This window comes from Oceanimonas pelagia (assembly GCF_030849025.1).
Lineage (GTDB): Bacteria > Pseudomonadota > Gammaproteobacteria > Enterobacterales > Aeromonadaceae > Oceanimonas > Oceanimonas pelagia.
Genome location: NZ_CP118224.1, coordinates 1,220,715 through 1,234,534 on the forward strand (window position 1 = coordinate 1,220,715; position 13,820 = coordinate 1,234,534).

16 protein-coding genes are annotated in these 13,820 nt (G+C 61.4%); 15 read left to right on the forward strand and 1 reads right to left on the reverse strand.

The genetic code is table 11. The features are described 5' to 3' along the window. The first annotated feature begins 181 nt into the window (after window positions 1–181). From PU634_RS05760 to PU634_RS05800, 9 genes are all read left to right on the forward strand, one after another. Window positions 182–1,039, forward strand: coding sequence for an urease accessory protein UreD (locus PU634_RS05760; protein ID WP_503366775.1), 858 nt, complete (start codon window positions 182–184; stop codon window positions 1,037–1,039). A 25-nt stretch (window positions 1,040–1,064) separates the two neighbouring features. Then, window positions 1,065–1,367, forward strand: a complete 303-nt coding sequence (locus PU634_RS05765) for an urease subunit gamma (RefSeq protein WP_306763111.1) — start codon at window positions 1,065–1,067, stop codon at window positions 1,365–1,367. Between the two features lie 9 nt (window positions 1,368–1,376). Continuing rightward, entirely contained in the window at window positions 1,377–1,697 is a 321-nt protein-coding gene (locus PU634_RS05770; protein WP_306763112.1) for an urease subunit beta, read from the forward strand. After that, complete coding sequence (ureC, locus tag PU634_RS05775; protein WP_306763113.1) at window positions 1,694–3,400, forward strand: urease subunit alpha; 1,707 nt, start codon at window positions 1,694–1,696, stop codon at window positions 3,398–3,400. Before PU634_RS05770 ends, ureC begins: the two co-directional genes overlap by 4 nt. A gap of 12 nt (window positions 3,401–3,412) precedes the next feature. Beyond that, on the forward strand, window positions 3,413–3,865 hold the full coding sequence (ureE, locus tag PU634_RS05780) for an urease accessory protein UreE (protein WP_306763114.1): 453 nt from the start codon (window positions 3,413–3,415) through the stop codon (window positions 3,863–3,865). Further along, the gene (locus PU634_RS05785) at window positions 3,855–4,517 is read left to right on the forward strand and encodes an urease accessory protein UreF (RefSeq protein ID WP_306763115.1); all 663 of its coding nucleotides are present in this window, start codon (window positions 3,855–3,857) and stop codon (window positions 4,515–4,517) included. Before ureE ends, PU634_RS05785 begins: the two co-directional genes overlap by 11 nt. Window positions 4,518–4,521: 4 nt before the next feature. Continuing rightward, window positions 4,522–5,169, forward strand: coding sequence for an urease accessory protein UreG (ureG, locus tag PU634_RS05790; protein ID WP_306763116.1), 648 nt, complete (start codon window positions 4,522–4,524; stop codon window positions 5,167–5,169). After that, on the forward strand, window positions 5,166–5,717 hold the full coding sequence (locus PU634_RS05795) for a HupE/UreJ family protein (protein ID WP_306763117.1): 552 nt from the start codon (window positions 5,166–5,168) through the stop codon (window positions 5,715–5,717). Before ureG ends, PU634_RS05795 begins: the two co-directional genes overlap by 4 nt. Window positions 5,718–5,926: 209 nt before the next feature. Next, window positions 5,927–7,219: an NCS2 family permease gene (locus tag PU634_RS05800; protein ID WP_306763118.1), complete on the forward strand. Its 1,293-nt coding sequence runs from the start codon at window positions 5,927–5,929 to the stop codon at window positions 7,217–7,219. An 87-nt stretch (window positions 7,220–7,306) separates the two neighbouring features. Here PU634_RS05800 and asnS read toward each other — a convergent pair whose 3' ends face one another. Continuing rightward, window positions 7,307–8,707, reverse strand: a complete 1,401-nt coding sequence (gene asnS / locus PU634_RS05805; protein ID WP_306763119.1) for an asparagine--tRNA ligase — start codon at window positions 8,705–8,707, stop codon at window positions 7,307–7,309. Window positions 8,708–8,819: 112 nt separating this feature from the next. Here asnS and PU634_RS05810 point away from each other — a divergent pair, with 112 nt between their 5' ends. The 6 genes from PU634_RS05810 to cpaB all read left to right on the forward strand — a co-directional run bounded on the left by PU634_RS05810 (window position 8,820) and on the right by cpaB (window position 13,806). Next, a complete protein-coding gene (locus PU634_RS05810) occupies window positions 8,820–9,164 on the forward strand; it encodes a hypothetical protein (RefSeq protein ID WP_306763120.1) in 345 nt (114 codons plus the stop codon). Window positions 9,165–9,212: 48 nt separating this feature from the next. Further along, entirely contained in the window at window positions 9,213–10,541 is a 1,329-nt protein-coding gene (locus tag PU634_RS05815; RefSeq protein WP_306763121.1) for a L,D-transpeptidase family protein, read from the forward strand. Window positions 10,542–10,908: 367 nt separating this feature from the next. Beyond that, window positions 10,909–11,115 carry a Flp family type IVb pilin gene (locus PU634_RS05820; protein WP_306763122.1) on the forward strand — a complete coding sequence of 69 codons (207 nt, stop codon included), beginning with the start codon at window positions 10,909–10,911 and terminating at the stop codon, window positions 11,113–11,115. Window positions 11,116–11,159: 44 nt separating this feature from the next. Further along, window positions 11,160–11,678, forward strand: a complete 519-nt coding sequence (locus PU634_RS05825; protein ID WP_306763123.1) for an A24 family peptidase — start codon at window positions 11,160–11,162, stop codon at window positions 11,676–11,678. 53 nt (window positions 11,679–11,731) lie between these two features. Continuing rightward, window positions 11,732–12,967, forward strand: coding sequence for a DUF8689 domain-containing protein (locus tag PU634_RS05830; protein WP_306763124.1), 1,236 nt, complete (start codon window positions 11,732–11,734; stop codon window positions 12,965–12,967). 44 nt (window positions 12,968–13,011) lie between these two features. Beyond that, window positions 13,012–13,806 carry a Flp pilus assembly protein CpaB gene (gene cpaB / locus PU634_RS05835; RefSeq protein WP_306763125.1) on the forward strand — a complete coding sequence of 265 codons (795 nt, stop codon included), beginning with the start codon at window positions 13,012–13,014 and terminating at the stop codon, window positions 13,804–13,806. The last annotated feature ends 14 nt before the right edge of the window (window positions 13,807–13,820 follow it).

The following is a 13,820-nucleotide window of genomic DNA, read 5'->3' on the forward strand; positions in this document are numbered from 1 at the left end:
CACCAATTTGGGGCTCGAGCCCGGCTCGCTGTGCCAGCTTGGTGAATTGGATTCAATTGAAATTAAATTTAGGTGGTCAGGGTATGAACGCTTTTATTTAATCATTTGTTTAAAAACAATTTTTTTATTTTGGCCCGGTTAATGCAGTACTACTTATATTCTCAACGGTTCAAATGAATTTATGCACCAGTGCCATGCAAACGGCGTTAACGGTTACGGCCCTGAGCGGCAATGGCCGGCCCACCTTAGCCTGCAACTGGCCGAGGGACCGGAACGAACCCAGGTAAAGCGAATGGCCTTCAGCGGCCCGCTGCGCATTCAACGTCCGTTTTATCCGGAAGGAACGCCTTGCCATCTCTACCTGCTGCACCCGCCCGGCGGTCTGGTATCGGGAGATAGCCTGCGCATAGAGGTGCAGGCCGGTTCGGGCAGCCAAAGCCTGCTCACCACCCCGTCGGCGGGCAAGGTCTACCGGCGCGACAGCGCCGGCGTGGCCCAGGGCCAGCAGGTGCGCCTGCAACTGGATGAAAACGCCGAATGTGAATGGCTGCCTCAGGAAACCATTGTCTACCGTGGCGCCAGGGCCGCCCTGGATCTGCATATAGAGCTGGCCGAAGACGCCCGCTTTATCGGCTGGGAGCTGGTGTGCCTGGGCCGGCCCGCCGGCGAGCACTGGTTTGACGACGGCAGCCTTACCCAGCGGCTGCAACTGTGGCGGGGCGGGCGTCTGTTGTTTAACGAACGCTTGCAGCTCACAGCCGGGGATGCGCTGCACCGGGGCCGGGCCGGCCTCAACGGCGGCTGCGTGTTCGGCACCCTGCTGGCGGCGGGTCCCGGGCTGACCGATGAGCTGATTGCCGGCCTGCGTGAGACGCTGCCGGCCGGCTTTGCCGTGACCGAGCGCCTGGGCGTGCTGCTGGTGCGCTACCTGGGTAACGACATGAACGACTGCCGCACCGGCATGTGGGCGGCCTGGGAACAGCTTCGCCCCGTCGCGCTGGGGCGTGAGGCCAGTTTTCCCCGCATCTGGTTTACCTGAATTTTTGCAAGTGGAGTAACAACGAATGGAGCTCAGCCCGAGAGAAAAAGACAAGCTGCTGCTGTTTACCGCCGCCTTGCTGGCCGAGCGCCGGCTGGCCCGGGGCCTGCGCCTGAACTACCCCGAGGCGGTGGCCTACCTGTCGGCAGCGATCATGGAAGGCGCCCGCGACGGCCGCACCGTGGCCGAGCTGATGGGCGAAGGCCGCACTTGGCTGAGCCGGGAGCAGGTGATGGACGGCGTGCCCGAACTGGTGAAGGAAGTGCAGGTGGAAGCCACCTTTCCCGACGGCACCAAGCTGGTGACATTGCATGATCCGATTCAGTAAGGAGACACCATGATTCCGGGAGAACTGCAACTGGCCGCCGGCGACATTGAGCTGAGTGCCGGACGCGAGCGGCGCACCCTTACCGTGGCCAATACCGGTGACCGGCCCATTCAGGTGGGCTCTCATTACCATTTTGCCGAGGTCAATCCGGCGCTGGAGTTTCTGCGGGAGCGGGCCCGGGGCTTTCGCCTCGACATTGCCGCCGGCACCGCCGTGCGCTTTGAGCCGGGCCAGCACCGCACCGTGACCCTGGTGGCCATGGGTGGCAAACGCCATGTGTATGGGTTTCGTGGCGACGTGATGGGCCCGCTGGAAGGAGAGCAGCCATGAGCAAAATCAGCCGCCAGGCCTATGCCGACATGTTTGGCCCCACTACCGGCGACCGGGTGCGGCTGGCCGACACCGAGCTGTGGATAGCCGTGGAACAGGATCTCACCCGCTACGGGGAAGAGGTCAAGTTCGGCGGTGGCAAGGTGATCCGCGACGGCATGGGCCAGAGTCAGGCGGTGCGCGCCGACAGCGTGGACACCGTGATCACCAATGCCCTGATTGTGGATCACTGGGGCATCGTCAAGGCCGACGTGGCGCTGAAGGACGGCCGCATTCACGCCATCGGCAAGGCCGGCAACCCGGACATTCAGGACGGCGTTACCATTAATGTGGGGCCGGGTACCGAGGTGATTGCCGGTGAAGGCCATATTCTTACCGCCGGCGGGGTGGATACCCATATTCACTACATCTGCCCCCAGCAGGTGGACGAGGCCCTGTGCTCGGGCATGACCACCATGATCGGCGGCGGCACCGGTCCGGCTACCGGCTCCAAGGCCACCACCTGTACCCCGGGAGCCTGGCACATTGCCCGCATGCTGCAGGCCACCGACGGCCTGCCGATGAACTTCGGCTTTCTCGGCAAGGGCTGTGCCAGTGAGCCCGACGCCCTGCGCGAGCAGCTGGAAGCCGGTGCCATGGGACTCAAGATCCACGAAGACTGGGGTGCCACCCCGGCGGCCATCGACTGTTGTCTGTCGGTGGCGGAAGAATACGACGTGCAGATCGCCATTCATTCCGACACCCTCAACGAGTCGGGTTTTGTGGAAGATACGCTTGGGGCTTTTAAAGGGCGCACCATTCACACCTTTCATACCGAAGGGGCCGGCGGCGGCCATGCTCCCGACATTCTCACCGCCTGCAGCCTGCCCAATGTGCTGCCGTCGTCCACCAACCCGACCCGTCCCTACACGGTCAATACCGTGGACGAGCACCTCGACATGCTGATGGTGTGTCACCACCTGGATCCGGATATTCCCGAAGACGTGGCCTTTGCCGACTCGCGCATTCGCAAGGAAACCATCGCCGCCGAAGACATTCTGCAGGATCTGGGGGTGATTTCGATGATGTCGTCCGACAGCCAGGCCATGGGCCGGGTGGGGGAGGTGGTGTGCCGCACCTGGCAGACCGCCCACAAAATGAAGGTGCAGCGCGGCCCGCTGCCGGAAGAGCCCATTGCCGGTGCCGACAACTTCCGGGTAAAGCGCTATATCGCCAAATACACCATCAACCCGGCCATTGCCCATGGCGTGGGCCACGAGGTGGGTTCGGTGGAAACCGGCAAGCTGGCGGATCTGGTGTTGTGGAGCCCGGCCTTTTTCGGCATCAAACCGGCCCTGATCCTCAAGGGCGGCACCATTGCGTATGCGCCCATGGGCGACGTGAACGGCTCCATTCCCACGCCCCAGCCGGTGCACTACCGCCCCATGTTCGGTGCCTTTGGCAATGCGGCCGCCGCCAGCAGCCTGACCTTTGTCAGCCGTGCGGCGCTGGCCCACGATCTGCCTGGCCGGTTGAGCCTCAAGCGTCGGCTGGTGGCCTGCGAGCATACCCGCACCATTACCAAGGCCGACATGATCCACAACGGCGCCACGCCCAACATTCAGGTGGACGCCCAGACCTACGAGGTGTACTGCGACGGCGAGCTGCTTACCTGCGAGCCCGCCACGGTATTGCCTCTGGCCCAGCTGTATTCGCTGTTTTAACAAGGAACCATCATGCTGAACATTACCCACAACGAGGGGCAAAGTACCCGGCCTGCCGACGACACCCTGACCCTGCCCTTTGAGTTGCGCCAGAAAGGACGGCTGCGCGCCGTCAGTGACGGCGGCACCGAGCTGGGCCTGTTTCTGGAGCGGGGCCGGGTGCTGAGGGCCGGCGACAAGCTGGTAAGCGAAAGTGGCCGGGTGTTTGAGGTACGCGCCGGGGCCGAGCCGGTGGTCACCGCCCATGCCCCCGACTGGCCTGCCTTTGCCCGGGCCTGCTATCACCTGGGCAACCGTCACGTCACACTGGAGATAGGCGAGCGCTGGCTGCGTTTTGCGCCGGATCATGTGCTCGAGCACCTGGCCGAGCATCTGGGCCTGCGGCTGGAGCGTGAGCAGGCCCCTTTTAATCCCGAGTCCGGCGCTTATCACGGCCTGGGCGGCCACCATCATCATGATCACTGACGGCGAGCTGCTGGGGCTGCTGCACCTGGCCAGCCCGGCCTTGCCCATTGGCGGCTTTGCCTGGTCCGCCGGGCTGGAGTCGGCCATTGAGCTGGGCTGGGTAACCCATGAAGCCGAGCTCAGGGACTGGCTCACCGTCACCCTGCAGGGGCTGGCCCACCTTGATCTGCCGGTGCTGCTGCGTGCGTATGGCGCGCTGGCGGCTGGCCAGTACGAGGCGGTGGCCTGCTGGAGCGATTTTATTCGCGCCAGCCGCGAAACCCGGGAGTTGTTGTTTGAAGACGAGCAGCAGGCCCTGGCGCTGGTGCGGCTGCTGAAAGGGCAGGGGGTAAATGTGGCCATGCTGCCCGCGTCGCCGGCCCTGATGTGCGTCTGGGCACTGGCGGCCCGGCAGTGGGGGCTGAGTGCCCGCACCGCCGCTCTGGGCTTTGCCTGGAGCTGGCTGGAAAACCAGCTGGCGGTAGCCAGCAAGACTCTGCCATTGGGGCAGACCGCGGCGCAGCGGCTGCTGCTGGCGCTGAAGCCGGCGTTAAGCGAGGCGCTGGTGCTGGCCGAATCCCTTGACGATAACCGGCTGGGGCTGGGCCTGCCCGGTCAGGTGCAGGCCAGCGCCCTGCATGAAACCCAATATTCACGATTGTTCCGGAGCTGAAAATATGAGTACACACTGTTTGCGCGTTGGCGTGGGGGGGCCGGTGGGCTCGGGCAAAACGGCGCTGCTGCGCCAGCTGTGCGCGGCCCTGCGCCAGCACTACGATCTGGCGGTGGTCACCAACGACATTTACACCAGGGAAGACGCCGAGTTTCTGCTGCGCCACCAGGCGCTGGAAGAAGACCGCATTCTGGGGGTGGAAACCGGCGGCTGCCCCCATACCGCCATTCGGGAAGACGCCTCCATGAACCTGGCGGCCATCGACACCCTGCAACAGCGTCACCCCGGCCTGGAGCTGGTGCTGGTGGAAAGCGGCGGCGACAACCTGTCCGCCACCTTCAGCCCCGAGCTGTCGGATCTCACCCTCTATGTCATCGACGTGTGCGCCGGCGACAAGATCCCCCGCAAGGGCGGCCCCGGCATTACCAAGTCGGATTTGCTGATCATCAACAAGACCGATCTGGCGCCCATGGTGAACGCCTCGCTGGAGGTGATGGACAGGGATGCCAGACGCATGCGCGGCGAGCGGCCCTTTGTATTTACCAACCTGATGCGCGGCGACGGCCTGCTCGAAATCATTCTCTTTATAGAGCGCCAAGGCATGCTGCGCCCGCTGCCCGCCGATTTTGCCATTCACGGAGAACAAGCATGAAAAAAGCCCTGATTACCCTGGCCGCCCTGATGCCGGCCGCCGCTTTTGCCCACCCCGGCCACGGCGAGGCCGGCCTTGCCGCCGGTTTGCTGCACCCCATGATGGGAGGGGATCACCTGTTGGCCATGCTGGCCGTGGGCATGCTGGCCATGGCCGGCGGCAACCGGGCGGGCTGGCGCCTGCCCCTGACCTTTGTGGCGGCCATGGTAGCGGGGGCGATCCTGGGCATGGCGGGCATGGGATTGCCGGCGGTGGAGCCGGTGATCCTGGTGTCCATGGTGGTGCTGGGTGGCCTGCTGGCCGCCAATGTGGCCGGTGCGGGCCGCGGCCTGCTGCTGTTGTGCGCCCTGTTTGGTTTGTTCCATGGCAATGCCCATGGCCTGGAGACGCCGGCGTCCGGCTCGGCTCTGATCTTTATGGCGGGGTTTGTGCTGGCCACCGGTTTGTTGCATGCCGCCGGCTGGCTTGCCGCCCGCCATCTGCATCAAACCCTGCTGCGAGTGTTCGGTTTTGCCGTGGCCGGCGTTGGCCTGCTGGCAGCGATATAATGACGTGAGGAGTTTTCCGAAGTCATTCCGGCCTTTGAGCCGGCATTCAGAGCAGAATGCACCATGGCTGCACTAAAAACATGCCGGGCCAGGCCCGGCATGTTTCCAAAAATGCTGCCTTCCTGGTCAAATGCGCCGGCACCGCGTTGCCAAAAGTGCCGATTGAGCCGATAATTCCGGTTTAAATCATCATTTCAGAGTTACCCCCCATGCTTGAACAATATTTTAAGCTCAAAGAGCTCAACACCAACGTCCGCCAGGAGGTGGTGGCGGGCATTACCACCTTTCTTACCATGGCCTACATCATCTTCGTCAATCCGGCGATTTTGTCGGAGGCGGGCATGGATTATGGCGCCGTGTTTGTGGCCACCTGTCTGGCGGCGGCATTGGGCTGCTTTATCATGGGGCTGGCGGCCAACTACCCCATTGCCCTGGCGCCGGGCATGGGCCTGAACGCCTTTTTCACCTATACCGTGGTGCTTACCGAAGGCTACAGCTGGCAAAGCGCCCTGGGCGCCGTGTTCTTCTCCGGCTGTATCTTTGTGCTGCTCAGCCTGTTCAAGGTGCGGGAGTGGATCATCAACGCCATTCCTCAGCCGCTCAAGCTCGGCATTGCCGCCGGCATCGGTCTGTTTCTGGCACTGGTGGGGCTGAAAAGCGCCGGCATTATCGTGGATAACCCGGCCACCCTGGTGGGGCTGGGCGACATTACCGGCCTGCAGGCGGGCCTGGCGGTGCTGGGCTTTTTCCTGATCATCGGCATGGCGGCCCGGGGCATGCGCGGTGCGGTGATGATCGGCATTCTGGCGATCACCGGCCTTGGCCTGGCTTTTGGCGATGTGGAATATCAGGGCATAGTGTCTGCCCCGCCTTCCATCATGCCCACCTTTATGCAGCTGGACATTGCCGGTGCCTTTAACGTGGGCATGCTGTCGGTGATCTTCGCCTTTCTGTTTGTGGACCTGTTCGATACTTCCGGCACCCTGATCGCCGTGGCCCAGCGGGCCAAACTGCTGGACGAGCAGGGCCGGCTGCCGCGCCTGGGCCGCGCCCTGCTGGCCGACAGCACCGCTTCCATTGCCGGCTCGGTGCTGGGCACCTCCACCACCACCTCCTATGTGGAAAGCACCGCCGGCGTGGCCGTGGGCGGACGCAGCGGCCTCACCGCCGTGGTGACCGGCCTGCTGTTTATTGCCGCCATTCTGTTTTCGCCGCTGGCGGGCATGGTGCCGGCCTACGCCACCGCCGGTGCCCTGGTGTATGTGGCGGTGCTGATGCTGGCTCAGCTGGCCCACCTGCACTGGGACGACCTCACCGAAGCCGTGCCCGCCGTGGTGGTACTGGTGATGATGCCCTTTACCTTCTCCATCGCCCACGGCATTGCCTTTGGCTTTATCAGCTTTGTGGGCGTCAAGGTGCTGTCCGGCCGCGCCAGTGAAGTGAGCCCGGTGGTCTGGGCGCTGGCGGTGCTGTTTGCGCTGAAGTTTGCCTTTGGCGTGTGAGCGCGCGGTGCAGCATTGACGCCAGTCGCCATTAAATACAAAAAAGCCCCGGAACCGGGGCTTTTTGCTTTCATTTTTCGCGAATAATCAGAACTCGGCGTTGCGCGGGGTGCGGGGGAAGGGGATCACATCCCGCACGTTGCCCATGCCGGTGACGTAGGCCACCAGGCGTTCAAAGCCCAGACCAAAGCCGGCATGAGGCACGGTGCCGTAGCGGCGCAGATCCCGGTACCAGCCGTAGTCTTCCTTGTTCAGGCCCATTTCTTCCAGGCGGGCGTCCAGTACTTCCAGCACCTCTTCCCGCTGGGAGCCACCGATGATCTCGCCAATGCCGGGAGCCAGCACATCCATGGCCGCCACGGTTTTGCCGTCCGGGTTCAGCTTCATGTAGAAGGCCTTGATGTCTTTCGGGTAGTTCTTCACCACCACCGGCGCCTTGAAGTGTTCTTCGGCCAGGTAGCGCTCGTGTTCGGAAGACAAATCCACGCCCCATTCCACCGGGAACTCGAACTTCCTGCCGGATTTTTTAAGGATCTCCACCGCATCGGTGTAGTCCACCTGGGCGAAGTCCTTTTCCACAAAGCTCTGCAGCCGGGTAATGGCGTCTTTATCCACACGCTGGGCGAAGAAGGTCATGTCGTCCATGCGCTCTTCCAGCACAGCGCGGAACACGTATTTCAGCATGTCTTCGGCCAGTTTGGCGGCATCATCCAGATCGGCAAAGGCCACCTCCGGCTCCACCATCCAGAACTCGGCCAGGTGGCGGCTGGTGTTGGAGTTTTCGGCGCGGAAGGTGGGGCCAAAGGTATACACCTTGCTCAGGGCGCAGGCGTAGGTCTCGGCGTTGAGCTGGCCGGACACGGTAAGAAACGCTTCCTTGCCAAAGAAGTCTTCGCCAAAGTCGATGTCGCCCTTGTCGGTGCGCGGCAGGTTGTGCAGATCCAGGGTGGATACCCGGAACATTTCCCCGGCGCCTTCGCAGTCGGACGCGGTCACGATGGGAGTGGCCACCCACATGTAACCGTTTTCATGAAAGAAGCGGTGCAGCGCCTGCGACAGGCAGTTGCGCACCCGGGCCACGGCGCCAATCAGGTTGGTGCGCGGGCGCAGGTGGGCGTATTCCCGCAGATATTCAATGGAGTGGCGCTTGGCGGCCATGGGGTAGGTGTCGGGATCGTCTACCCAGCCCACCACCTTGACCTCGGTGGCCTGCAGCTCGAAGTCCTGGCCCTGGCCCTGCGACTCCACCACTGTGCCGGTGACTTCCACCGAGCAGCCGGTAGTCAGACGCACCACTTCAGACTGATAATTCGCCACGTTATTGGGCACCACGGCCTGCACCGGATTGAAGCAGCTGCCATCGTGAATGGCCAAAAACGAAATTCCCGCCTTGGAGTCACGGCGAGTGCGAATCCACCCCTTAACGGTAAGGGGGGTGCCAACGGCATATTTGCCTGCCAGCACATCAGTTACGGATGCGTGGGTCATGTAAATCGCTCTCCAGCTTTGAACTAAACCGGCCCCTGGCCGATACACTATACATAAGGGAGCTAATGTTACCCGTGTGGGGTCAGGACTCAAGCAAAAGATGGGAGGGGCTATGGCGAAGCAACGCAAAGACTGGCTCGGCGCCTGGCTTGCGGCCCTCACCGGCGGCGGCTGGACACTCTACATACTGCTGCTGATCCTGTTTCACTACGGCCGGCCCGAGCAGCACTACGGCTATCTGCGCTACCTGGAGGTGGAAGTGCGCACCGGCTGGCTTACCCTGCCGACGCTGTGGTTTCACCTGGGCATCTGGGGCGCCCTGGGGCTGGCGGTGACCACCTTTACCCTGGTGCACCTCAAGGGCCGGCGCCACAGCCAGTATCTCAAGGTGTATCTGGTGATGCTGGCCGCCGCCGCCCTGTTTACCCTGCTGTTGTTTTACTTTTATCCCGCCTAGGGCGAGAAGTTGACCATACTTGTGGCAACAACCCAGGGAGGGGATGCGATGATAAACATACTGCTCAGGCTGTTGATAACCGTGGCCCTGCTGCTGAGTGGCCCGGCATGGGCGCAGCTGTTGTGGCATCACGGCAACACGCTGAATCCGGCCGGGCAGCAGTTGCAACAACTGTTGCTGCCCGATGAGCCTGCGTTTGCCGCCATGAGTCCGGCCGAACGGGACGACTGGCTAACCCGGGAATGGCGTGCCGTGTTGCAGGAAAGAGAACGCTTCGCCCAATACACCCTGCCGGCCCACTGGCGCACCGAGGGCTTTGACCAGGCCATTCGCCAGCAGGAGCTCACTACCTACATGGCCGGCCAGGCCCCCGATTACCACGGTTACCGCGAACTGCAGCGTCATTACCAGCGCCTGGCCGATGTCACCCATTACACCACACTGCCTTCGGGGCCGAACGTACGCCCCGGCGAGCGGGACGCGATCATTCCGGTGCTGCGCCAACGGCTGGCGGAGCTCGGCCGGCAAGTGCCGGTGCCGGTCGGCCGGGCCGATGTACTGGACCCGCCGTTAAGTGAAACTCTTTCCACCCTGCAGCGGGCCGGGGGCCTGGAGGTGACGGGAGGGCTGAATCAGGCCACCCGTGCACTGATTAACCGTCCGCCCGCCGAACTGCGCGCCGAAATAAAAATCAACCTGCACCGCTGGCTGCGGCTGCCCCCGGCCACCCGTGACTATGTATTGATCAACATTCCTTCCTACCGGCTCACCCTGGTACGGGACGGTCGGCCCCAACTGGCCATGAAGGTAATAGTGGGCCGGCCCGACTGGCCCACCCCCGAGCTGGCCACCCACATAGACGCCCTCAAGGTGAACCCGGACTGGACCCCCACCGCCAATATAATGCGGGAAGACCTGTTGCCGGCTCAGCGGCGCGACGCCGGCTATCTGGATCGCAACGGCTTTATTGCCTGGCTGCCCGGAGAAAGTGCGCCCGTGTTGCCATCCAGCATCAACTGGCAGGCTCCGCCCCCCGGTCTGCGCCTGGTGCAAGAGCCTGGCCCTCACAATGCCCTTGGGCGGCTCAAGTTTGAAATGCGTAACCGCCACAGCGTGTATTTGCACGACACCCCCCATAAATCCCTGTTCGGCCGGGACCGGCGGGCGCTCAGCCACGGCTGCGTGCGCCTGGCCGAGCCGGCGGCACTTGCCAGCGGGCTGGGCTGGCAGGTACCCGGGCACGAGCGTACCCAGGTGCTGCCGCCGTCACAGCGGCTGCCGGTCTACATGGTGTATTTCACCACCTGGAGCGAGGGCGGCAGCCTGGTGTTTGCCGGGGATATTTATGGCAAAAACCGGGCCGCCAACGACGCATAGCAACACCATTGGAATTCGAACGAATCCTTGAATGGGAACCAAACGAAAAACATGAACAATAGAGCGGGAGCGGGCGGTGAACTTTCGGAAACTTGCATTAATAAACTGCCTTGCGGCTCGTGGAACTGAGCTATAAATAATAACAAGCACAATGCTTAAGGCCCGGCACTTAAGAGAAGAGAAAAGTACCGGATCATATAATCAAGCGAAAGGGAGGCCGCGAGACTATATGAAGCAAACAGGCACAGGCGGTGCCGGATTGAAAGCAAAGCACTCTGAGTGACTCAGAGCCAAAGCAAGTTTTAACCAGGAAGGTTTTCTGTAAAACAGGGACCTGAAAACACAAGCAAGGAAAGAGGGTTTTCTTATGTTTATTGCCAAAGAACTGTTGCGTCTGGTGAATGATGAAGATGGTCTGACCGTGGTTGAATATGCGATTGCGGGTGGGTTGGTAGCTGCGGGTGTGGTTACTGCTTTTGTGGGATTGGGGGAAAGGGTTGATTTGGTAATTACAGACCTTTGTGGAAGTGTTGGTAAATCTGATGCAGCTTCCGCTGCTACGAAAAATTGTTGATATCTAAAAAGGCGGCCAGTGCCGCCATTTTTAATGGTGGGTATATGGAACAGCTACCATTAATACTATTTTTGATGGCGGCGTGCTGGATGGATCTGGCCCGCCAAAAGATTCCCAACTGGCTGACGCTGAGTTTTATTCCCCTGGCGTTGGCCTTTCATGCCTTTGTTGGTGAAGGCCCGGCCTTTGCCCTGACCGGTCTGGTTTATTCCTTTATTATTCTGTTTCCGTTTTTTGTATTGCGTATTCTTGCCGGTGGTGACGTCAAGCTCGGCATGGCCATTGCCACCTTTGTAGGCTGGCAGGTATTTCTCGAAGCCCTGCTCTATGGCCTGATGATTGGTTTGCCCTTGGTATTAATACTGGCCTGGCGCCGGGTGGGCTGGCAGGGCTTTAAAACCACCTTCAGCCGTTACGGCATTATCCTTGGCTCCCGCCGCTATCTGGCGCCGGCAGAGAATGAAGTGGCCGGCCTGAAGGTGCCCTACGGTCCGGCCCTGGCCCTGGGCGCGGCGCTGGCGGTGGTACTGAACGAGCTGCAACTTTTTACCCTGGTGTCCTGACATACTGGTCGGCCGCTAGCTTGCAGCTGCCGGCTTAAAAGGAGGTAACAAGGATGTACCTGCCCAAACCCAAAACCCTGGCCGATACCGGCCTCTCCAAGGAATTACTGTTTCGCCTCTGCCTGCGCCACCTGCAGGAAGAGGCGTCGCTGTCTTTGCCCGCACTGGCCGAGCGCCTGTGCCTGCGCGGCAGCATTGTCGAGCCCCTGCTGCAGGAGCTGAAAACCCTGCAAATGGTGGAGGTGCGCGCCTCGGGCCGTATGGACGAGCCCATTCGCTTTGCCCTTACTCAAAAAGGGCAGTACGAAGCCCAGGTGCTGAACGAGCGCGACGGCTACATAGGCCCGGCGCCCATCCCCCTGGCCGACTACAATCGCCTGGTGCTGGCCCAGTCTCTGGGGGAGCGCAGCATTCGCCGGGAGCGGCTTGAAGCCGCGCTTGCCGACATGGTGATCAGCCCCGAGCTGGTCAACGTGCTGGGCCCGGCCCTTAATTCGCGCCGGCCCCTGCTGATTTACGGCCATGCCGGCACCGGCAAAAGTTTTTTGTGCCACCGTTTTAACAAGGTATTTGACGAGCATATTTATGTGCCTCATGCCATTGCCATTCAGAACACCATTATTCCGGTGTTCGATCCCCTTTATCACTGGCGAACCGAGCACGACGAACCCGAACATGACGCCCGCTACATTGCCTGCCGGCGGCCGCTGGTGATGGTGGGCGGCGAACTCAAGCTTGATATGCTGGAGGTGCATTTTGACCGGCAATCCCGCCAATACAGCGCGCCCTTGCAAATGAAAGCCAATAATGGCGTATTTTTAATTGACGATCTGGGTCGCCAGGGTTTTTCCGCCGATGAACTCTTCAATCGCTGGATTGTGCCCATGGAGGAAAAGCGGGATTTTCTTTCCCTTCCCAATGGCCTGCATTTTGATATTCCCTTTGAACAGATACTGGTGTTTTCCACCAACCTGGATCCGGAGTCCATTGCCGACGAGGCGTTTTTACGCCGCCTGGGCTACAAGCTGCAATTGCAGGCCATGCCGGAAGAACTTTACCGAAAAGTCTGGAACATGAACCTGGAAAAATACCGGCTGTCCGCCACCGATGCATTATTCCACTTTATGGTGAAAAAACTGCACCAGGGCAGCAACAAACCGCTGATCGCCTGCTATCCGCGGGATATTCTGGGCATCGCCCGCGACATTATGCATTTCAATGGTCAGGCCAACGAGCCGTTGAATGAAGAAGTTTTAACCAAAGCCTGGCACATGTATTGCGTGCACTGACTATACTCCCGATGTGGAGCAACGTTTAAACCAAGGATCAGGTTATGAAAACACGCACTCTGTTATTGTTTGTTCTCTCCGTGGGCTTTGGTGTCGCGGCCGCCATCATGGCCAACAACTGGCTCAATCAGCAAAGCGAAGCCGCCCGGGCCAAGGCCGAGGGCGACACCACCCAAGTGGTGGTGGCGGCGGTCGACCTGGTGCCCGGCGCCCCCATTGAGCCCATTCACGTGCAACTGAAAGACATCGACACCCGCCTGGTGCCGCCCGGCGCCCTTACCAGCCTTGAGGCAGCCCAGAACATGGTGGCCAAGAACAACCTCTACCGGGGTGACGTGCTGCGCAGCGAGCGGCTGGCGCCGGTGGGCGAGGGCAGCACCCTGTCCGTGCTGCTGGAGCCCGGCATGAGGGCGGTAACCGTGCGGGTAAACGACGTGATCGGCGTGGCCGGGTTTCTGCTCCCCGGCAACCGGGTCGATATTCTGTTTACCGAAGGCAGCATGACCCGCACCGTGCTGAAAAACCTCAAGGTGCTGGCGGTGGATCAAACCCAGCATACTGACGAAAACCGTCCCAAGCTGGTGCGCGCCGTTACCCTGGAGGTGGATCCCGAGCAAGCCGAACGGCTGGTGAACGCCAGCTCCAATGGCCGTATTCAGCTGGCGCTGCGCAACCCCAACGACGAGCAGGATTTGCAGCTTGAAACCGTGGCCGCCGTGGCCAGTGAGCCGCAGGCCGTCGCCGAGCCCGAGCCGGCCCCCCGGACGGTGCGGCCACGGGCTTCCACCATCGATCTCATCAAGGGCACCAGCCAGCAGCAGGTGCCGGTTAAAAGCTGAAAATAAACACAATT